Annotated in this window: 17 protein-coding genes; 12 read left to right on the top strand and 5 right to left on the bottom strand. The window is 69.8% G+C overall.

The window, feature by feature from the left end:
* Both Amac_RS28980 and Amac_RS28985 read left to right on the top strand, forming a co-directional pair.
* A partial coding sequence (locus Amac_RS28980) for a nitroreductase family protein (RefSeq protein WP_174900237.1) occupies positions 1 to 586 on the top strand: 586 nt, incomplete at its 5' end.
* A 16-nt stretch (positions 587 to 602) separates the two neighbouring features.
* A complete protein-coding gene (locus Amac_RS28985) occupies positions 603 to 1112 on the top strand; it encodes a flavodoxin family protein (protein ID WP_155357571.1) in 510 nt (169 codons plus the stop codon).
* A 46-nt stretch (positions 1113 to 1158) separates the two neighbouring features.
* Here Amac_RS28985 and Amac_RS28990 read toward each other — a convergent pair whose 3' ends face one another.
* Positions 1159 to 2169 carry a zinc-dependent alcohol dehydrogenase gene (locus Amac_RS28990; RefSeq protein ID WP_155357572.1) on the bottom strand — a complete coding sequence of 337 codons (1011 nt, stop codon included), beginning with the start codon at positions 2167 to 2169 and terminating at the stop codon, positions 1159 to 1161.
* 200 nt (positions 2170 to 2369) lie between these two features.
* Here Amac_RS28990 and Amac_RS28995 point away from each other — a divergent pair, with 200 nt between their 5' ends.
* Positions 2370 to 3029 (top strand): CBS domain-containing protein, encoded by a 660-nt coding sequence (locus tag Amac_RS28995; RefSeq protein ID WP_246268775.1) that lies wholly within the window; start codon positions 2370 to 2372, stop codon positions 3027 to 3029.
* A 47-nt stretch (positions 3030 to 3076) separates the two neighbouring features.
* Here Amac_RS28995 and Amac_RS29000 read toward each other — a convergent pair whose 3' ends face one another.
* The 4 genes from Amac_RS29000 to Amac_RS29015 all read right to left on the bottom strand — a co-directional run bounded on the left by Amac_RS29000 (position 3077) and on the right by Amac_RS29015 (position 7479).
* Positions 3077 to 3778, bottom strand: coding sequence for a CBS domain-containing protein (locus Amac_RS29000; protein WP_155357573.1), 702 nt, complete (start codon positions 3776 to 3778; stop codon positions 3077 to 3079).
* Between the two features lie 57 nt (positions 3779 to 3835).
* Entirely contained in the window at positions 3836 to 4252 is a 417-nt protein-coding gene (locus Amac_RS29005) for an Hsp20/alpha crystallin family protein (protein WP_155357574.1), read from the bottom strand.
* A gap of 94 nt (positions 4253 to 4346) precedes the next feature.
* Positions 4347 to 6956, bottom strand: a complete 2610-nt coding sequence (locus Amac_RS29010; protein WP_155357575.1) for a bifunctional acetate--CoA ligase family protein/GNAT family N-acetyltransferase — start codon at positions 6954 to 6956, stop codon at positions 4347 to 4349.
* Positions 6957 to 7041: 85 nt separating this feature from the next.
* Positions 7042 to 7479 carry a pyridoxamine 5'-phosphate oxidase family protein gene (locus tag Amac_RS29015; protein WP_155357576.1) on the bottom strand — a complete coding sequence of 146 codons (438 nt, stop codon included), beginning with the start codon at positions 7477 to 7479 and terminating at the stop codon, positions 7042 to 7044.
* A gap of 224 nt (positions 7480 to 7703) precedes the next feature.
* Between Amac_RS29015 and Amac_RS29020 the strand changes: the two genes are divergently transcribed.
* The 9 genes from Amac_RS29020 (at position 7704) to Amac_RS29055 (ending at position 16063) form a co-directional block, all read left to right on the top strand.
* Positions 7704 to 8951, top strand: coding sequence for a cytochrome P450 (locus tag Amac_RS29020; RefSeq protein WP_155357577.1), 1248 nt, complete (start codon positions 7704 to 7706; stop codon positions 8949 to 8951).
* A 31-nt stretch (positions 8952 to 8982) separates the two neighbouring features.
* Positions 8983 to 9702 carry an alpha/beta fold hydrolase gene (locus Amac_RS29025; RefSeq protein WP_170322698.1) on the top strand — a complete coding sequence of 240 codons (720 nt, stop codon included), beginning with the start codon at positions 8983 to 8985 and terminating at the stop codon, positions 9700 to 9702.
* A 106-nt stretch (positions 9703 to 9808) separates the two neighbouring features.
* The gene (locus tag Amac_RS29030; protein WP_281356351.1) at positions 9809 to 10708 is read left to right on the top strand and encodes an FAD binding domain-containing protein; all 900 of its coding nucleotides are present in this window, start codon (positions 9809 to 9811) and stop codon (positions 10706 to 10708) included.
* The gene (locus tag Amac_RS29035) at positions 10705 to 11229 is read left to right on the top strand and encodes a (2Fe-2S)-binding protein (protein ID WP_170322700.1); all 525 of its coding nucleotides are present in this window, start codon (positions 10705 to 10707) and stop codon (positions 11227 to 11229) included. The genes Amac_RS29030 and Amac_RS29035 overlap by 4 nt, the downstream gene beginning before the upstream one ends.
* Positions 11226 to 13085, top strand: a complete 1860-nt coding sequence (locus Amac_RS29040; RefSeq protein ID WP_218041341.1) for a xanthine dehydrogenase family protein molybdopterin-binding subunit — start codon at positions 11226 to 11228, stop codon at positions 13083 to 13085. Before Amac_RS29035 ends, Amac_RS29040 begins: the two co-directional genes overlap by 4 nt.
* Entirely contained in the window at positions 13082 to 13510 is a 429-nt protein-coding gene (locus tag Amac_RS53865; protein WP_170322701.1) for a hypothetical protein, read from the top strand. The genes Amac_RS29040 and Amac_RS53865 overlap by 4 nt, the downstream gene beginning before the upstream one ends.
* On the top strand, positions 13507 to 14262 hold the full coding sequence (locus tag Amac_RS29045; protein ID WP_170322702.1) for an SDR family NAD(P)-dependent oxidoreductase: 756 nt from the start codon (positions 13507 to 13509) through the stop codon (positions 14260 to 14262). Before Amac_RS53865 ends, Amac_RS29045 begins: the two co-directional genes overlap by 4 nt.
* A gap of 26 nt (positions 14263 to 14288) precedes the next feature.
* Positions 14289 to 15347: an Ldh family oxidoreductase gene (locus Amac_RS29050; RefSeq protein ID WP_218041342.1), complete on the top strand. Its 1059-nt coding sequence runs from the start codon at positions 14289 to 14291 to the stop codon at positions 15345 to 15347.
* Complete coding sequence (locus Amac_RS29055; RefSeq protein ID WP_155357581.1) at positions 15344 to 16063, top strand: SDR family NAD(P)-dependent oxidoreductase; 720 nt, start codon at positions 15344 to 15346, stop codon at positions 16061 to 16063. Before Amac_RS29050 ends, Amac_RS29055 begins: the two co-directional genes overlap by 4 nt.
* Positions 16064 to 16065: the final 2 nt, after the last annotated feature.

Here is a 16065-nt window from a genome sequence, read left to right on the forward strand (position 1 = left end):
CCGCCTGTACGAGGCGATTCCCGCGCGCAGGACCAACCGCGAGCCGTACAACGGGAAGCCGGTCCCGCCCGCGGTGCTGGCCGAGCTGAGGATCGCGGCCAGCCGCGAAGGCGCCTGCCTGATCCCCTTGGACCCGCCCGCCGTCGCCGAGATGCTCGAATACGCCGCCATGGCCGAGGACGAACTGGCTGCCGACCCTGACTACCGGGCCGAACTCGCCCGCTGGGCGCTGCCCGGATTCGTCCGCGGCCCGATGCCGGCGGGGGACCCGCCCGTGACGCGGTGCTTCGGCGAACGCGGCCGGATCGCGGCGTTCGAGCCGCGACCGCAGCTCGCCGTCCTCACCACGCGCGGCGACCGGCCCACCGACTGGCTGTGCGCCGGGCAGGCGCTGGAGCGGGTGCTGCTCACCGCGACGGCGCACGGGCTGTCGGCCTCCTTCCTCAACCAGCCGCTGGACCTGCGGGACATGCGCCGGCGCAGCGATCCCCGGCACCGCCGCGGCCACCCACAAATGATCATCAGGCTCGGCTACGGACCGCTCGTCCCGCGAGCACCTCACCGCCCCGCCGACCAAACCCAGTGAGAGGAGATGAGCGCCCATGCGCGCGCTCGTCGTGTACGAATCGATGTTCGGCAACACCAAGAAGATCGCCGAGGAGGTGGCGCGCGGCCTGACGACCCGCATGCCCGTGGAGATCCTGGAGGTCGGCTGCGCGCCGGAACGGCTCCCCGATGAGGTGACCCTGCTGGTCGTGGGCGGCCCCACGCACGCGTTCGGCATGTCGCGCGCGAGCACCCGCGATTCCGCCGAGCAACAGGCCGACGGCGACCTGATCTCCCGTGGCGAGGGGATACGCGAGTGGCTGTCGGCCCTGCGGGTCACCATCCCCATCGCCGCCGCCGCCTTCGACACCAAGATCCGCGCCGCCTACCTGCCCGGCTCGGCGGCCAAGGGCGCGCACAAGGCGCTCCGCAGGCACCACCTGCGCCTGGCCGCCCCGCCGATGAACTTCTACGTCACCGGGACCAAGGGCCCGCTGGAGGAGACCGAACTCCAGCGCGCCCACGAGTGGGGCGAATCCCTCGCCGACGCGATGGCGAGCACGTAAGACAAAGCGGCGTGCCGGACGGCAATCGTCCGGCACGCCACCGGAGTCAGAATTCGAAGACCACGCGCGCGTCGACGCGGCCTGACAGCACGTCCTCGATCGCCTCGTTGATCTCCTCCAGCTTCCGCGTCTCGTACCTGACCTCGGTACGCCCTGCCGCGTGCAGCCGGAAGACCTCGGCGAGGTCGGCCCTGGTTCCGACGATGGAGCCGATCACGCTGATGCCGCCCAGGACCGTCTGGAATATCGGCAGTTCCATCGTGTTGCCCTTCGGCAGGGAGACCAGCACCAGCCGGCCGCCGCGCCGCAGGCTGGCGTGGGCCTGCTCCAGCACGTGCGGGTTGGCCGCCAGGACGACGGCCATGTCGGCACCGCCCAGGTCCTTGATCGCCGCGACCGGGTCGGTCCGGGCCGCGTTGACCGTGTGCGTCGCGCCCAGGCCACCGGCCAGCCGGAGTTTGTCGTCGGTGACGTCGACCGCGATCGTTTCGGCGCCGAAGATGCCCGCGTACTGCAGGGCCAGATGGCCGAGCCCGCCGATCCCGAAGATCGCCGCGCGCTCGCCGGGCCGCAGCCCGGAGACCTTGACCGCCTTGTAGGAGGTCACTCCGGCGCAGGTGAGGGGCGCGGCCTCGCTCGGCGAGACGCCCGCCGGCACCGGGACCACGTAGCGGGCGTCCGCGACGGCCCACTGGGCGTGGGAGCCGTCGATGCTGTAGCCGGTGTTGCGTTGCGATTCGCAGAGGGTCTCCCGGCCGCTGACGCAGTACCCGCAGGTGCCGCACGCGGACCCGAGCCACGGGATGGCGACCCGCTCGCCGACGGCCCGGCCGGTGACGCCGTCGCCGAGCTCCTGGACGATGCCGACGCCCTCGTGCCCGGGGGTGAACGGCAGGTGGGGCTTGACCGGCCAGTCGCCGCGGGCGGCGTGGATGTCGGTGTGGCACAGCCCGCTGGCCTCCATGCGGACCAGGACCTGGCCGGGCGCCGGCGAGGGAACGCGCATCTCTCGCACCACGAGGGGCTGGTCGAACGCGATGACGGTTGCTGCTTGCATGGTCGCCTCCAGGTTTCGCCGTTTACTCCACTCTCCGAGTGGCGGGCGCCGGCGCTTAGAGGCGTTGGTCCACTCCTGGCGGGACCATGCGCACTGCGGCCACGTGGCATGGCCGATGGGCTGGGCGGGGCGGGACCTTCGGCTCTGGGTCGCGACGCCGCCGACGCGGTGCGATGGAGGGGACGAAGGAGGAGATGGAGATGTCCATGGAGGTCAGGCATGTGATGGGGCGGGTCGCGATCGCCGTCGCCCAGGATGCGGGTTTCGGCGAGATCGTGTCCGCCATGCAGCGGTTCAAGGTCGGCGCCGTCACCGTCATCGACCAGGATCGCCGTCCGGTGGGCGTGGTGTCGGAGGACGATCTGCTGCTGAAGGAGGCCGGGCCGCCGCGGCACAGCCTGGGCGCCCTGACGCCGGCCCGGCGCGCGGACCAGCGCAAGGCGGCCGGCGTGACGGCGGTCCAGCTGATGAGCTCGCCCGCGATCGTCGTCACGCCCGCCACCTCGGTCAGGGCCGCGGCGCGCCTGATGCACGAGAACCGCGTCAAGCAGCTCCCGGTCATCGACCCGGTCACCGGCCGCGTCTGCGGCACCCTGCACCAGTCCGACCTGCTGCGCGTCTTCGAACGGCCGGTCGGCGAACTGCAGGAGGAGATCGCCTCGGCCATCCGCGGCGTGCCGGGTCTTGACCCGGCGGCGCTGACCGTCGACATCAGCGAGGGCGTGGTCACGATCGGCGGGCAGGCCACGGCAGCGGAGGTCAGCAGGCTCCTCCAGGCGGTGCGTCAGATCGACGGGATCGTGGACGTCGTCTCCGAGATAGGCACGCGGGACGACGCGGTCTTCCCGCCGACCTACTGAGCCAACAAAGAAGCCGGCCTGACGTCAGGCCGGCTTCTTTGTTGGGTTCAAGCGCTCTTCCAGTCGGCGGCGTCGTCTTCCTTCCACTCCAGCTCGTTGATCACGTCGACCACGCCGTTCACCCGGCCGACCATGCGGGCCGCGATCTCGGCCTCGCTCCGGCGGGTCATGCTGCCGCGGAGGGTGACGATGCCCTGGTCGACTCTGACGCGGACGTGCTCGGTGTCCACCCACAGCGAGCGGCCGAGAACCTCCTGGCGGACATCGTGGGCGATGTCCGAGTCGGGTCGGACGAAGACCCTGATCAGGTCATGGCGGCTGACCATGCCCACCAGGCGGTCGCTCTCGTCCACGACCGGCAGCCGCTTGATCCCGTGCTTCTCCATGAGCCGGGCGGCCGCGACGGTCGACAGCTGCGGCCGTACGGTGATCGCGGGGGCGGTCATCAGCTCGGCGGCGGTGTCGCCGTGGGCCTTGGCCTCGGGGTTGCCGGATTCGCGGTTCAGCCGGTGCCGCAGCCGGGCGCGCAGCGGCGGCTGGTAGCCCTCGCGGTAGTAGAGCTCCCGGAACTCCTCCTTGCGGAGCAGGTCGGCCTCGGACACGATGCCGATGACGCGGTTCTCCCCGTCCACGACGGGAACGGCGCTGACCCCGCGAGCGATGAGGATCTCGGCGATCTCCTTGAAGGGCGTGTCGGCCGTGACCAGGGCGACCGTCCTGGTCATGACGGCTTCTACCGTGGTACGCATGGTTCTCTCCCGTAACGATGGGTGCGGGCCCACCCGCGGGCGGGCCCGCGGGTGATGTCACTTGGTGGTGCGGGGCTTGCCGACCGGGATGCGGATGCCGGCGTTCTTCGCGTCGTCCAGCTTCACGCTGATCTCCAGGAGGCCCTTGTCGTAGACGGCCTTGACGTCCTTGGGGTCCGCGCCCGGGGGCAGGACGACGGATCGGGTGAGCGCGCCGTACCGGAACTCGGTGTGGTGGGCGTCCTTGTCCTCGTGGTGCCGTTCGGCGTGGATGGCCAGCACGCCGTCGGTGAGGGTGATCTCGAGGTCCTTGTCGGGGTCGATGCCGGGGAGTTCGGCCAGCAGGACGTACCTGCCGTCCTTGATGTAGTCCTCGAAGCGGATCGCGGGGCCGAATCCGGCCAGGGGTGCTTCGAGCCAGTCGAAGATCTCTGGGAAGAGTCCTCTCGGCTGCCTGCGGATGAGTGTGGTCATCTGTCCACCTCCGTGGTCTTTGTTTCTCATCTCCATCCCACGCCGGGTGGGGTGCCGGGCGTAGGGCCGGAGGTCCCCGCGGCGACGCCGTTGGTCAGCGCAGCCGGCGGGCGAAGGGGGAGGGCGGCGGGTCGGCGGGAGCCAGCCGGATTCGGGCGTCGACGGTGATGGCGGCGCGCGGGGTGACGATGACCGGGTTGAGGTCGAGTTCGGCGACTTCCGGGAGGGCGTCCAGGAGGCGGCCGACGCGGACGATCTGGTCGGTCAGCGCCGTGGTGTTGGCCCGGGGGCGGTTGCGGTAGCCGTACAGGAGGGGGGAGCAGCGCAAATCGGCGATCATCTCGGCGGCGGTGGCCGGGGTGAGCGGCGGGACGCGGAAGCTTCGGTCGGCGAGCAGGTCGGCGGTGACGCCGCCCATGCCGACCATGACGAGCGGCCCGAACGCCGGGTAGTTCACGCCACCGAGGATGATCTCGACGCCGTCGGGGACCATGTGCTGGACGACCGCTCCGGTCATCGTCGGCCCGACCTGCGCCGCCATGTCGCGGTAGGCCTGCTGGACTTCTGCCGGCGTGTTCAGGCCGGTCCGTACGCCGCCGACGTCGCTCTTGTGCACGGGACCGGTCGCCTTGAGCACGACGGGCAGGCCGAGCAGGGCGGACGCCTCGGCGGCGGTCTCCGAACCGTCCACGGTGATCGACTCGACGGTGGCCACGCCGAAGCAGCGCAGCAGCCGGTCTGTGGTCACCGGATCGAGCCAGCCGCCGTCCGGCCGGATCGCGAGTTCGGATCGCACGATCTCGCGCGCGCAGCGGTCGTCCGCCCAGGGCGTGACCGCAGGAGGATCCTCGGGCGCGCGCCGCCACTGCGCATATGCGCCGGCCCTAGCCAGCGCCTGTACGGCCTGCTCAGGAAAGGCATAACTGGGAACCCGATCATCGATCATGCCGTCGTAGCCCATCACGCACGCCACCACGGTCTTGCTCGCGGCCCGGGTCGCCTCCGCGATCGCCTTCCTGGTGGCGTCCACACCCGAACCGAACGGCGGGGTGTAGATCACCAGAACCGCGTCGATCCCCGGTTCCGCCAGGGCACCCTCGATGGCCAGGCCGATCTGCTCCGCCGTGGCGTCGGCGGTGAGATCGATCGGGTTGGCCAATGCCGCTGTGGCCGGAACCCGCGCGGCCAGCGCGGGAGAGGCGGGAAGTTCGGGGACGATCAACCCGTTGCGTTCGCAGGCGTCGGCGGCCATCGCCTCGGGCCCGCCGGAATTGCCGACGATGGCGACGCGGCGGCCCTCCGGGAGCGGCTGGGCGGCCATCAGCCGGGCGGTGTCGATCAGGTCGCGGATGCTGTCCACGCGGATCACGCCGGCGGCGCGGACGAGCGCGTCCACCGCGATGTCGGGCGTGGCGGCGGCCGCGGTGTGCGAGCGCACCGCCCGGTCACCCGATCCTGAGCGGCCGCTCTTGACCAGGAGGACCGGCTTGCGGCGTCCGACGCGGGCGGCGATCCTGGCGAACTTGCGGGGGTTGCCGAACGATTCGAGGTAGAGCGCGATCACGTCGGTGGCGTCGTCGTCCTCCCAGAATTCGAGCAGGTCGTTGCCGCTCACATCGGCCTTGTTGCCGACCGAGACGAAGGAGGAGACGGCCAGCCGGGCCATGAGCGTCGCCCCGACCGCACCCGACTGCGACATCAGCGCGATCCTCCCGGTGGCGGGCGCCAGGGGGAGGAAGCTGGCGTTCAGCCGCGCCGAGGTGTTCACGATGCCGAGGCAGTTCGGGCCGATCAGGCGGATGCCCGCCGCCCGGCAGATCGCCAGCAGCTCCCGCTCGGCGTCCCGCCCGCTGTTCTCGGCGAACCCCGCCGAGAGGACCACCAGCCCGTTCACCCCGGCCGCCGCGCAGTCCCTGGCGACATCCAGCACGGCCGGTGCGGGCACCGCGATCACCGCCAGGTCGACCGGTCCTGGCACGGCCGGGTAGGCCCGCACCCCGGCCACCTCCGCAGCCTTCGGATTCACCGGGTAGAGATCGCCGCGGAAGCCGCCGTCCAGCAGGTTGCGCAGCACTTTGTGCCCGATCCTGGCGGGGTCACGGCTCGCGCCGATCACCGCCACCGACGCCGGCGCCAGGATCCTCGCCAGCGAGGCCCGCTCGGCCTGGTGCTCCCGGGCCTCGATGCTCGCCAGCAGCTCCGGCGTGCGATCCAGCTTGATCCGTACGTCCACCGTCGTGTTGTCGAAATGGAAGTCCACCTCCAGGCCGATGTCGCGGAGCACGCGAAGCATCGCGGAGTTCTCGGCCAGCACCTCGCCGACCAGCTCCCGGATGCCGTGCCGGGCGGCGTGGTCGGCGAGATGTTCCAGCAGGATCGTGCCCAGGCCCTGCCCTTGCACGCGGTCGTCGAGCAGGATCGCCATGTCGGCGACAGCACGTTTAGTGGTTGGGATGTATTCGCCGACCCCCGTCAACCGGCCGTGCATGATCGCGATCAGCGCGTGGCCCTGGTAGGTGCCCCGGGTGAGGAGATCCATGTACGCGTGCGCGCTCGACCGGCCACCCGTGAAGAAGCGCAGGTAGGCCGAGCGCTCGGAGGTGCGGTCGACGAGCTCGTGCAGCTGGGCGAGATCGCCGGGCGCGAGGGGCCGCACGTGGGCGATGTCGCCGTTGCGCAGCAGGACGTCGCATTCCTCAGACATGGAGATCTCCAGTTCGCGCTGGGACGGGGGAGCACGAGCTACCCTCCCGCCGACCGGCCCCGCACGGCAGAGCCGGACGACCCTTTCAGTGCAGGACCTTGGTCGCCTGACCCGTGGCCGACCACAGGCGGCGCCCGGAGATCTGCTCGGTATGGATCACGATGAAGTGGTCCATCCGCCCCGGCGCCCACGGCGTCAACGGCAGCTCGGCGAGGCGCTGGGCCTCGGCCTGGTCCGTCACGGCTCGCGCGCTCCCGACGGCGGTGACCGACCAGCCCGTACGGCTACGCAGGTCGATGTCGTCCGCTTCGAAGGCCACGATCGCGTCGCGGGTGGCGACGGCCAGCTTGGAGCCGGTCGCGGTGCGGATCACGATGTTCTGCCCGTCCAGGTAGTAGTTGACCGGCTGCACGGCGGGCAGGGCGTGATCGGTGAAGACGATTCGCCCCAGCGGTGTCAGCGACAGCAGGTGCAGGCACTCCTGTCGGGAAAGCACCCGCAGTCCGGCCGCGTCGAGTCTCATACCCTCCAGGCTGGCACCCCCGGCCGCCGCCGGTTGAGGGCCGAAGGTCCCTTCGCTCGGTGCGTTCGACCCTTATCCGCCTGGGGACCTGCGGAATATCACCGCTATCGATGAACCGTATTGATATCAATCGTTTCTGGATATCATTTTCGGCAATTTATGCTGCCTGCACGGCGCGGTGATGCCAGGCGCCGCCCCCGCGAAACTTGGAGGTGGCGTCTGTCATGACCGGCTGCCCAGTCCATTTCGACCCACTCTCGCCGGAGCAACTCGCGGACCCATATCCGCTTTACGCCCAGCTGAGAAGCGAAGCGCCGGTTTTCTACGACAAAGCACACGATCTGTGGATCGTCACCCGGTACGACGACCTGCTCACGGTGGTGCGCGACACCGAGACCTTCTCCTCCAAGAACGCGGTCCGCGCCTCCGTACGGCCCCTTCCCCAGCCCGTGCTCGACGTGCTCGCCGCCGGCTGGGCGCTGACGCCGACGCTCACCGACAGCGACGGGGATGTGCACAAGAGGCTCCGCCTGCTGGTGGGCAAGGCGTTCACCCCCAGGCGCGTAGCCGAGATGGAGGGACGCATCCGGAAAACCGTCGACGCCTTGATCGACGAGTTCGCCGACGACGGCCGGGCGGACATCATCGAGAAGCTCGCCTGGAGCCTCCCGATGTTCGCCCTCACCGACATCCTCAACGTCCCCCGCGAGGACGTGCCCATGCTGCATCACTGGAGCGTCAGCTGGTTGCGGATCATGCAGGCGACCGACGGCGTCGAGGACCTCATCGGCTGCGCCAAGGACGTCGTGACGATACAGCGGTATTTCATGGACGCGCTCGAAGCGCGGGCGTACCTGGCGGGCCACGACTTCATGTCGAGCCTCCTGCATGCCCGGGTGCCCGACGGCGAGCCCATCACGCTGGAGGAGGCCATGCGCGTCGTGGTCAACCTCATCATCGCCGGACATGTGACCGTCACCCGCAGCATCGGCAACGGTCTCACCACGTTGCTGGCGCACCCTGACCAGCTTCAGGCGGTCCGGCGTGATCCTGCCCTGGTTCCTTCGATGGTGGAGGAGATCCTGCGTTACGAATCACCCGCGCAAGGGCTCTTCCGCACCGTCCGCAAAGACACCGTACTCAACGGCGTGCGGATCCCGGCTGGCGCGCACCTGATGGTCCACTGGGCGTCGGCGAACCGCGATGAGAACGTTTTCGACAACCCCGGCGCTTTTGACGTAACCCGCGATTCCGTGATGGCCCACGTGGCCTTCGGTAAGGGAATTCACGCCTGCCTCGGCGCCCCTCTCGCCCGCCTGCAACTGCAGATCGTGCTGCCTCGGCTGCTCGAGCGTTTGCCGAATCTGCGCCTCGTCCCAGGCGCGGCCGTGCGCGACACCATCTTCTTCGCGCGCGGATTCAAGAAGCTGGAGATCGAATGGGACGTTGATGCACCGATACATCACCATTGACGGGCGAAGAACACATGCGCTGCACGGGCCGATGCCCGTGGACACCCTGTTCCTGCACGGCGTGGGCGGTTCCGCGTGGACCTTCGCCGCGACCCTCGACGCGATGACGGCCGGATGGATGTCGGTCGACCTGCTCGGGTACGGCGAGAGTTCCTGGCTACCCGACGGCGACTACTCCTCGCGCCGGCAGGCCGAGCAGATCATCAAGGTGATGGATCAGCTCGGCGTGGGCGAGGTGCGCGTGGTCGGTTTCTCCTGGGGCGGCCTGATCGGCTTGGAGCTAGCCAGGAGGGACCCCCGCGTCACCAGGCTCGCCGTCATCGACATCGCCCCATCCTCGAACCTGTCGCCCACCGACGTGCCGCCGATCCCGTCCCTCTACCCCGACATCGACGCGGCCTCCGCCGTGGTCCGGCGGCTGGCCCCGCGCGCGACCCTCGCGGTCGCCGAACGTGACGCCCACCTCTCGACGACCGGTTGCGCTGAAGGACTACGGAAGAAGATCGACCCGGTTCTGCTCTCGAACTGGCAGTTCCGCACCGAGAACCATTGGGACAGCTGGCGGCGCAACGCACTGCCGACAGTTCTCATCCGCGGCGCCGAAAGCCCGGTGCTCGGCCGCGAGCAGGCTCAGCGAATGGTCGGCGAAGCCCAGGCGGCGAGGCTCGTGGAGATCCCCGGCGCCGGGCATCTGATTCCACTCGAACAACCCAAGGCGCTGGCGGCTGAGCTCACCGAATTCCTGTCCTGAGGCATCGACGGCATCGATTGAAAGCATCGACAACATTCGTTTATAGATGAGCCGATTCCAAGGTTAGCGTTTGCTCAATTCACCAAGGTGCCAGCTCATCCGAGGCGTGGCTCCCCCCAGGAAGGGGCTCACATTGATCCTTCCGTCGTTTCGCTACCTACGTCCTCAGTCACTCGAAGAAGCGGTGTCGATGCTCGTCGACACCGACGGCGCGGCCGTTCTGGCCGGTGGCCAGACACTCATCAATGTGCTGAAACTCAACCTGGCCGCTCCCACCGCACTGGTGGACATCCACCGGCTGCCGGAACTCCGCATCATCAAACCAGCCGAGGACGGCGCCTTGGTCATCGGCGCCGCCGCCACATACGCCCAGGTCGCAGCCGACCCGATCGTTTCGTCGGCGCAGCCGTCCGTCGCCGCCATGGCCGCCGGCCTGGTCGACCGGCAGGTACGCAACAGGGGCACCATCGGCGGCAACTGCTGCCTGAACGACCCGACCAACAACTTCCCGCCCCTCCTGGCCGCTCTAGACGCACGGTTCCGCATCGCCGGACCGGCCGGAGAGCGAGTCCTGGACGCCGCCGACTTCTTCACCGGCACCATGTCCACCGCCCTCACCCCCGACGAGATCCTTATCGCGATCGAGATTCCGCCGCTGCCCGGCAACGCCCGCATCGCCCACCGGCACCTGCAGATCGGCGCGGACTCGTGGGCGGTCGCCCGCGCGGCGGTCCGCCTCGACATCGACGCCGGCATCGTCACCTCGGCGCGCCTGGTCGCCGGCGCCGTCCAAAACTCACCCGTACGCCTCCACGACATCGAGACCACCCTCACCGGCCGAACCGCCGACGCGTCACTGCCCCTCGCCGCGCTCGAAGCCTTCGACGACACACGGATCGTGACCGTGGACGACGTCCACTGCTCGGCCGCCTACCGCAAGCAGATGTGCAAGATCCAGGTGCGCCGCGCCCTGGAGGAGATCCTCGCTCAAGGGAGCCGATCGTGACCTCCGACCCGAACCCCATCACGGTCATCGTCGACGGCAGGGAAGAGCGCGGGGTCGTCTCCGCCCGCAAGCTGCTCGTGCACTGGCTCCGCGACACCCTGGACGAGCGCGGCCCGAAGATCGGCTGCGACACCGGCAACTGCGGCGCCTGCACCGTGCGCTGCGACGGCCACCTGGTGAAGTCCTGCATGGTCCTGGCCGTCCAGGCCGACAGCACCGAGGTCGAGACCGCCGCCGGCCTGGCCGCCGAGGACGGCACGCTCAACCACCTGCAGTCGTGTTTCAAGCGCTACCACGCGCTCCAGTGCGGCTACTGCACCTCCGGGATGCTCATGACCGCGACCGACTTCCTCGAATCCGGCGAAGAGGTCACCGACCAGAGCACCCGGCGGGCGCTGAAGGGCAACATCTGCCGCTGCACGGGATACGAGAACATCGTCCGCGCCGTCCGCGCCGCCGCGGGCCAGGACGTGCCGCTGCCCCACGGGGCCGTCCCGACGCGTGAGGGAGACGACCTGTGACCCTCACCGACACCCGCGCCGCCAAAGCTTTCACCGGGCAGGCGATGCCGCGCAAGGAGGACGATCGGCTCCTCAAGGCTCAGGGCGAGTTCGGGGACGACACTCCGATCGCGCATCTGGCATATGTGAACTTCGTCCGATCTCCATACGCACACGCCCGGATCACCTCGATCGACGTCTCCGCGGCCGAGCAGGTCGACGGCTACCTGGGCTGCCTGCTGCCGGAGGAAGCCGAGGCGCTCACCGACGGGTTCATGGAGCTGCAGGGGCCTCCCGCCGATGTCGAGGTGGACCGCTGCCTGACCAGCCTCGGCAAGGTGCGGTTCGTCGGCGAGGCCGTCGTCGCCGTGGCGGGCGAGACCAGAGAGGCCGCACGCGACGCCGCCGCCGCGGTGCTCGTGGAGTACGAGCCGCTGACGGCGGTGGCCGACGCCCGCGAGGCGATCAAGCACGACGCCCCCGCCGTACACGACCAGATCGGCCACAACATCGCCTGGGACGGGACCTTCGACTACGGCGACATCGACTTCGCGCTCGACCAGGCCGACCACGTCATCGAGGCCGACGAGCTGCACTTCCACCGCTCCTCCGCGACGCCGCTGGAGTGCAACGCCATCACCGTCCAGTACGACGCCGGCGTGGAGACCTTCACCATCATCGGAGGCTGCGCGCAACCCCAGGTCACGACGCTGATGGTCGCCGCGGCGCTGCGGCACTCGGCGGAGCGGATCCGCATCGTCAGCAAGGACTTCGGCGGCTCGTTCGGCGTGAAGATCGGCATGTACGTCCAGGCGACCGCGCTCGCCCTCCTCTCCCGCAAGCTGGGCCGGCCCATGCGCTGGACCGAGACCCGTACCGAACACCACCTCACCGGCGGGCACTGCAACGAGCGGTGGTTCCGCAACGTCAAGATGGCCGTCCAGTCCGACGGCACCGTGCTGGGACTCTCCTACGACGCGCTGGACGACATCGGCGCGTACACCAGATACGAACCCCTCGGCGCGGTCATCTGGTCGCACGTCACCAACGCCTGCTACCAGCTGAGCCACCTGAAGGTCAGGTTCCGCACGGTCTACACGAACAAGGGCCCGGTCCTGCCCGTGCGCGGCTACTCGCGGGTCCAGCACCTGTGGCTGGTCGAGCGCATGATGGACATCGCGGCGCACGAGCTCGGCTTCGACCCGGTCGAGTTCCGCATGCACAACTACATCAAGCCCGAGCAGTACCCGTACACGACGGTGAACGGGTGCGTCTACGACTCCGGGAACCTGCCGTTGTCGCTGAGCAAGGCGCTGGACCTCATCGACTACCAGCAGGCCCGCCAGTTGCAGGCCGAGGTCAGGGGCACCGGCAAGCGCATCGGCATCGGCATCGGCTCGACCCTCGACTCCGGCACCAACAACTTCGGCCAGGCGCGCATCATCTACGAGCACCTGCCGTTCGGCGGCAACACCGAGGGCGGTCTGGTCCGGATGGGCGCGGACGGCACCATCTTCGCGGTCACGGGCGGGGTCGCGTTCGGCCAGGGGCACGAGACCACGGTCGCTCAGGTCGTCTCCGACATGCTCGGGGTGGGCTACGACGATGTCGTGGTCCACCGGGGCGCCGATTCGTCCCTGTCGGCGCAGACGGGCTTCTCCGGGTCGTACGCGTCCCAGTTCGCGGTGACCGGCATCGGCGCGATCATCAACGCCACCAGGAAGCTGGCCCGCGAGATCCGCCTCGTCGCCGCCTCCGTCCTGGGCGCGGAGCCCGACGACATCATGCTCGAAGGCGGGTTCGCGAACAACCCGCCCGAGCGGGTGCTGCGGGTCGTCAACGGTCAGGACCGCTCGAAGGTACGGGTGACGCGATGAAGATCAGCGGCCAGTTCACCGCGCAGACCGGCGTGCGCGCCCTGCTCGACCTCAGCGCCTCGAAGTTGGAACAGGTGTCCACGCTGCGGGACGTGGCGGCGAAACCCGACGGATCGATCAGCGCCCTGTTCACCCCGGCCACCGGCTTCGGACGGCTCCCGATCACTATCAAGATCATCCAGCAGGGCTCCGACGAGTCCGGCGCCCTGCTGCGGGTCCAGGGACGGCTGGGGCCGAACCTGTTCGACGTCGAGTTGGCGCTGGCCTTCACCGCGAGCGGGGCGGGCACGGATGTGAACTGGGAAGCCCAGTTCATGGCCCTCGGCCCGGCCGCCAGCGTGGGCCAGCGCGTAGCGGGAGACATCGCCACCCGAGCCATCAACGACGTGCTCGTGGCGGCCGCGACTATTGGAGCAGCTCATTGAGAAAGCCGAATGGCGAAGTCGTCGTCATCACCGGCGGTGCCAACGGCATCGGCCGCGCCTATTCCACGGCGCTGGCCGATGCCGGCTACCGGGTGGCCATCGCCGACATCGCCGACCCCACCGACGCCGTCGCCGAGATCCTGGACAAGGGCGGTGAAGCCCTCGCGGTCGACGTCGACATCTCCTCGCCGGAGTCGACCGAGGCGATGGCCAGGCGGGTGGTCGAGAGGTGGGGCCGCATCGACGGCCTCATCAACAACGCCGCCTATTTCACAACCGTCAGGAAGGCGCCGTTCGACGAGCTCACGGTCGAGGAGTGGGAGAAGGCGTTCCGGGTGAACGTCCTCGGCACCTGGCTGTGCTGCAAGGCGGTCTTTCCCACGATGCGCGAGCAGAGCTACGGGAAGATCATCAACACCTCCTCGATGGTGGTGCCGACCGCCGTGCCGATGTTCCTGCACTACGTCACCTCCAAGTCGGCGATCATCGGCTTCACCCGCTCCCTCGCCCACGAGCTGGGCCGGTACGGCATCGCGGTCAACACCATCTCGCCGTGCTACGTGCCCCACGACGCCTCGTACGTCGCCAGGCAGGACGACGCCATGGGCGCCGCGATCATCAGCGAGCGCGCCTTCAAACGCGAGATGACCCAAAGCGACTTGGTGGGCACGGTGCTCTACCTCATCGGCCACGGCTCGGACTTCGTCACCGGCCAGAACCTCTTCGTCAACGGCGGACGCGCCTTCACCTGATATCCGGATCTTCAAGGGGGAATGCAGTGAGCGCGCTCCTGCCCACCGGCTGGCTACGCGAAGCGGTCACCGCCGTCTTCCACGCCGTCGGCTTCAGCGACACCGCCGCTCAGGCCGTGGCGGACGCCCTGGTCGAGGCGGACATGCGCGGGGTGACCTCGCACGGGACCATGCTCGTCCCGATGTACGTGGATCGGGTGCGGGCCGGCTCCGTCAGCCGTACCGAACAGGCCACGGTCGTGGTCGACGCCGGTGCGATCGCCGTCCTCGACGCGGGCCACGCGCTGGGCCAGCTGACCGGCGATCAGGCGATGGCGCTCGCGGTGACCAAGGCGAAGTCCTTCGGCGCCGGAGCGGTGGCGGTCCGCAACGCCTTCCACTTCGGCGGCGCGTTCCGCTACGTCGAGGCGGCGGCGCGTGACGGCTGCGTCGGGGTGGCTGCGGCGAACACCCGGCCGCTGATGCCCGCCGTCGGCGGCGCGGCCCCCGTGGTCGGCAACAACCCGCTCGCCGTCGGCGTGCCCATGCCCGACGGGCCCGCCCTGGTGCTCGACATGGCGCTGTCCGAGGCGGCCCTCGGCAAGATCCGCCTGGCCGCCGCGGAAGGGCGCGAGATCCCGCCCACCTGGGCCTCGGACGCGCAGGGCCGGCCCACCACGGACCCCGTGGCGGCCCTCGCCGGCATGCTCCTGCCCGCGGCCGGCCACAAGGGCTTCGGCCTCGCGCTGATCATCGACGTCCTCACCGGAGTCCTGTCCGGAGGGGGTTTCGGCGGGGGCGTCCGCGGCCTGTACGCCGACGTCTCCGTGCCCAACAACTGCGCCCACTTCTTCATGGCCCTGGACGTGGCGGCGTTCGGCGACCCGGCGGATTTCGCCAAACGGATGGAGTGCCTGGCCGCCGAGGTCACCGGCTCACCGGCCGCTCCCGGCGTGGACCGCCTGTACCTGCCCGGCCAGATCGAGGCGGACCGGCGCACGGCCGCCGCCGTTGGGGTCCGGGTGGAGGCCAGCGTCCTGGACGCGCTGCGCCGTACGGCCGGTGAGGTCGGCGCCGTGCTGCCCGACCTGCCTGGGACGACATGAGAGCCCGCTTCGACGCGACCGGACAGGTCGTCGTGATCACCGGGGGAGCCAACGGGATCGGCGCGGCCCTCGCCCGGGGGGTCGCCGCCGCCGGTGGCACGGCGGTCGTCTTCGACGTCGCGCACGTGGCCGGCGCTCCCGGGGTGGAGCAGGCTGTCGTCGACGTCGCCGACCGTGACGCGGTCTTCGCGGCCGTCGACGACGTCCTCATCCGGCACGGGCGCATCGACGGGCTGGTGGCCGGGGCGGCGATCCAGCCCCGCACCAGCGTGGTGGACATGGCGGCGGCCGAGTGGCGCCGGGTTCTCGGCGTCAACCTCGACGGGGTCGTCTGGTCCTGCCAGGCGGTGCTGCCCTCGATGATCGAGAGCCGCTCCGGTTCGATCGTGGTCTTCACCTCGGGCCTGGCCCACATGGGCCGGGCCGGGGCGTCCGCCTACGCCGCCAGCAAGGGCGCCCTGATCTCCTTCGCGAAATCGCTCGCCGCCGAGGTGGCCGAACACCGGGTCCGGGTCAACATCCTGGCCCCGGGCGTCATCAACACCCCGCAGTTCCAGGCCGCCAATCCGTCGGGCGGCGAGCGGGAGCACTGGGCGCGCACGACCGGAATCGGCGACCCCGAGGACGTCGTCGGCCCGCTGCTCTTCCTGCTGTCCGACGCGGCGAGCATGACCGGATCGCAGCTCAGCCGCGATCGCGCGTACCCGAAGGAGTGAAT

It is taken from the genome of Acrocarpospora macrocephala, from assembly GCF_009687865.1.
Lineage (GTDB): Bacteria > Actinomycetota > Actinomycetes > Streptosporangiales > Streptosporangiaceae > Acrocarpospora > Acrocarpospora macrocephala.

Coding starts and splice junctions, on each gene's coding strand:
- Amac_RS28990 (WP_155357572.1), bottom strand. CDS start 2,169: ATGCAAGCAGCAACCGTCATCGCGTTCGACCAGCCCCTCGTGGTGCGA.
- Amac_RS29005 (WP_155357574.1), bottom strand. CDS start 4,252: ATGACCACACTCATCCGCAGGCAGCCGAGAGGACTCTTCCCAGAGATC.
- Amac_RS28985 (WP_155357571.1), top strand. CDS start 603: ATGCGCGCGCTCGTCGTGTACGAATCGATGTTCGGCAACACCAAGAAG.
- Amac_RS29025 (WP_170322698.1), top strand. CDS start 8,983: ATGCCCGTGGACACCCTGTTCCTGCACGGCGTGGGCGGTTCCGCGTGG.
- Amac_RS29015 (WP_155357576.1), bottom strand. CDS start 7,479: ATGAGACTCGACGCGGCCGGACTGCGGGTGCTTTCCCGACAGGAGTGC.
- Amac_RS29020 (WP_155357577.1), top strand. CDS start 7,704: ATGACCGGCTGCCCAGTCCATTTCGACCCACTCTCGCCGGAGCAACTC.
- Amac_RS29010 (WP_155357575.1), bottom strand. CDS start 6,956: ATGTCTGAGGAATGCGACGTCCTGCTGCGCAACGGCGACATCGCCCAC.
- Amac_RS29055 (WP_155357581.1), top strand. CDS start 15,344: ATGAGAGCCCGCTTCGACGCGACCGGACAGGTCGTCGTGATCACCGGG.
- Amac_RS29000 (WP_155357573.1), bottom strand. CDS start 3,778: ATGCGTACCACGGTAGAAGCCGTCATGACCAGGACGGTCGCCCTGGTC.
- Amac_RS28995 (WP_246268775.1), top strand. CDS start 2,370: ATGTCCATGGAGGTCAGGCATGTGATGGGGCGGGTCGCGATCGCCGTC.
- Amac_RS53865 (WP_170322701.1), top strand. CDS start 13,082: ATGAAGATCAGCGGCCAGTTCACCGCGCAGACCGGCGTGCGCGCCCTG.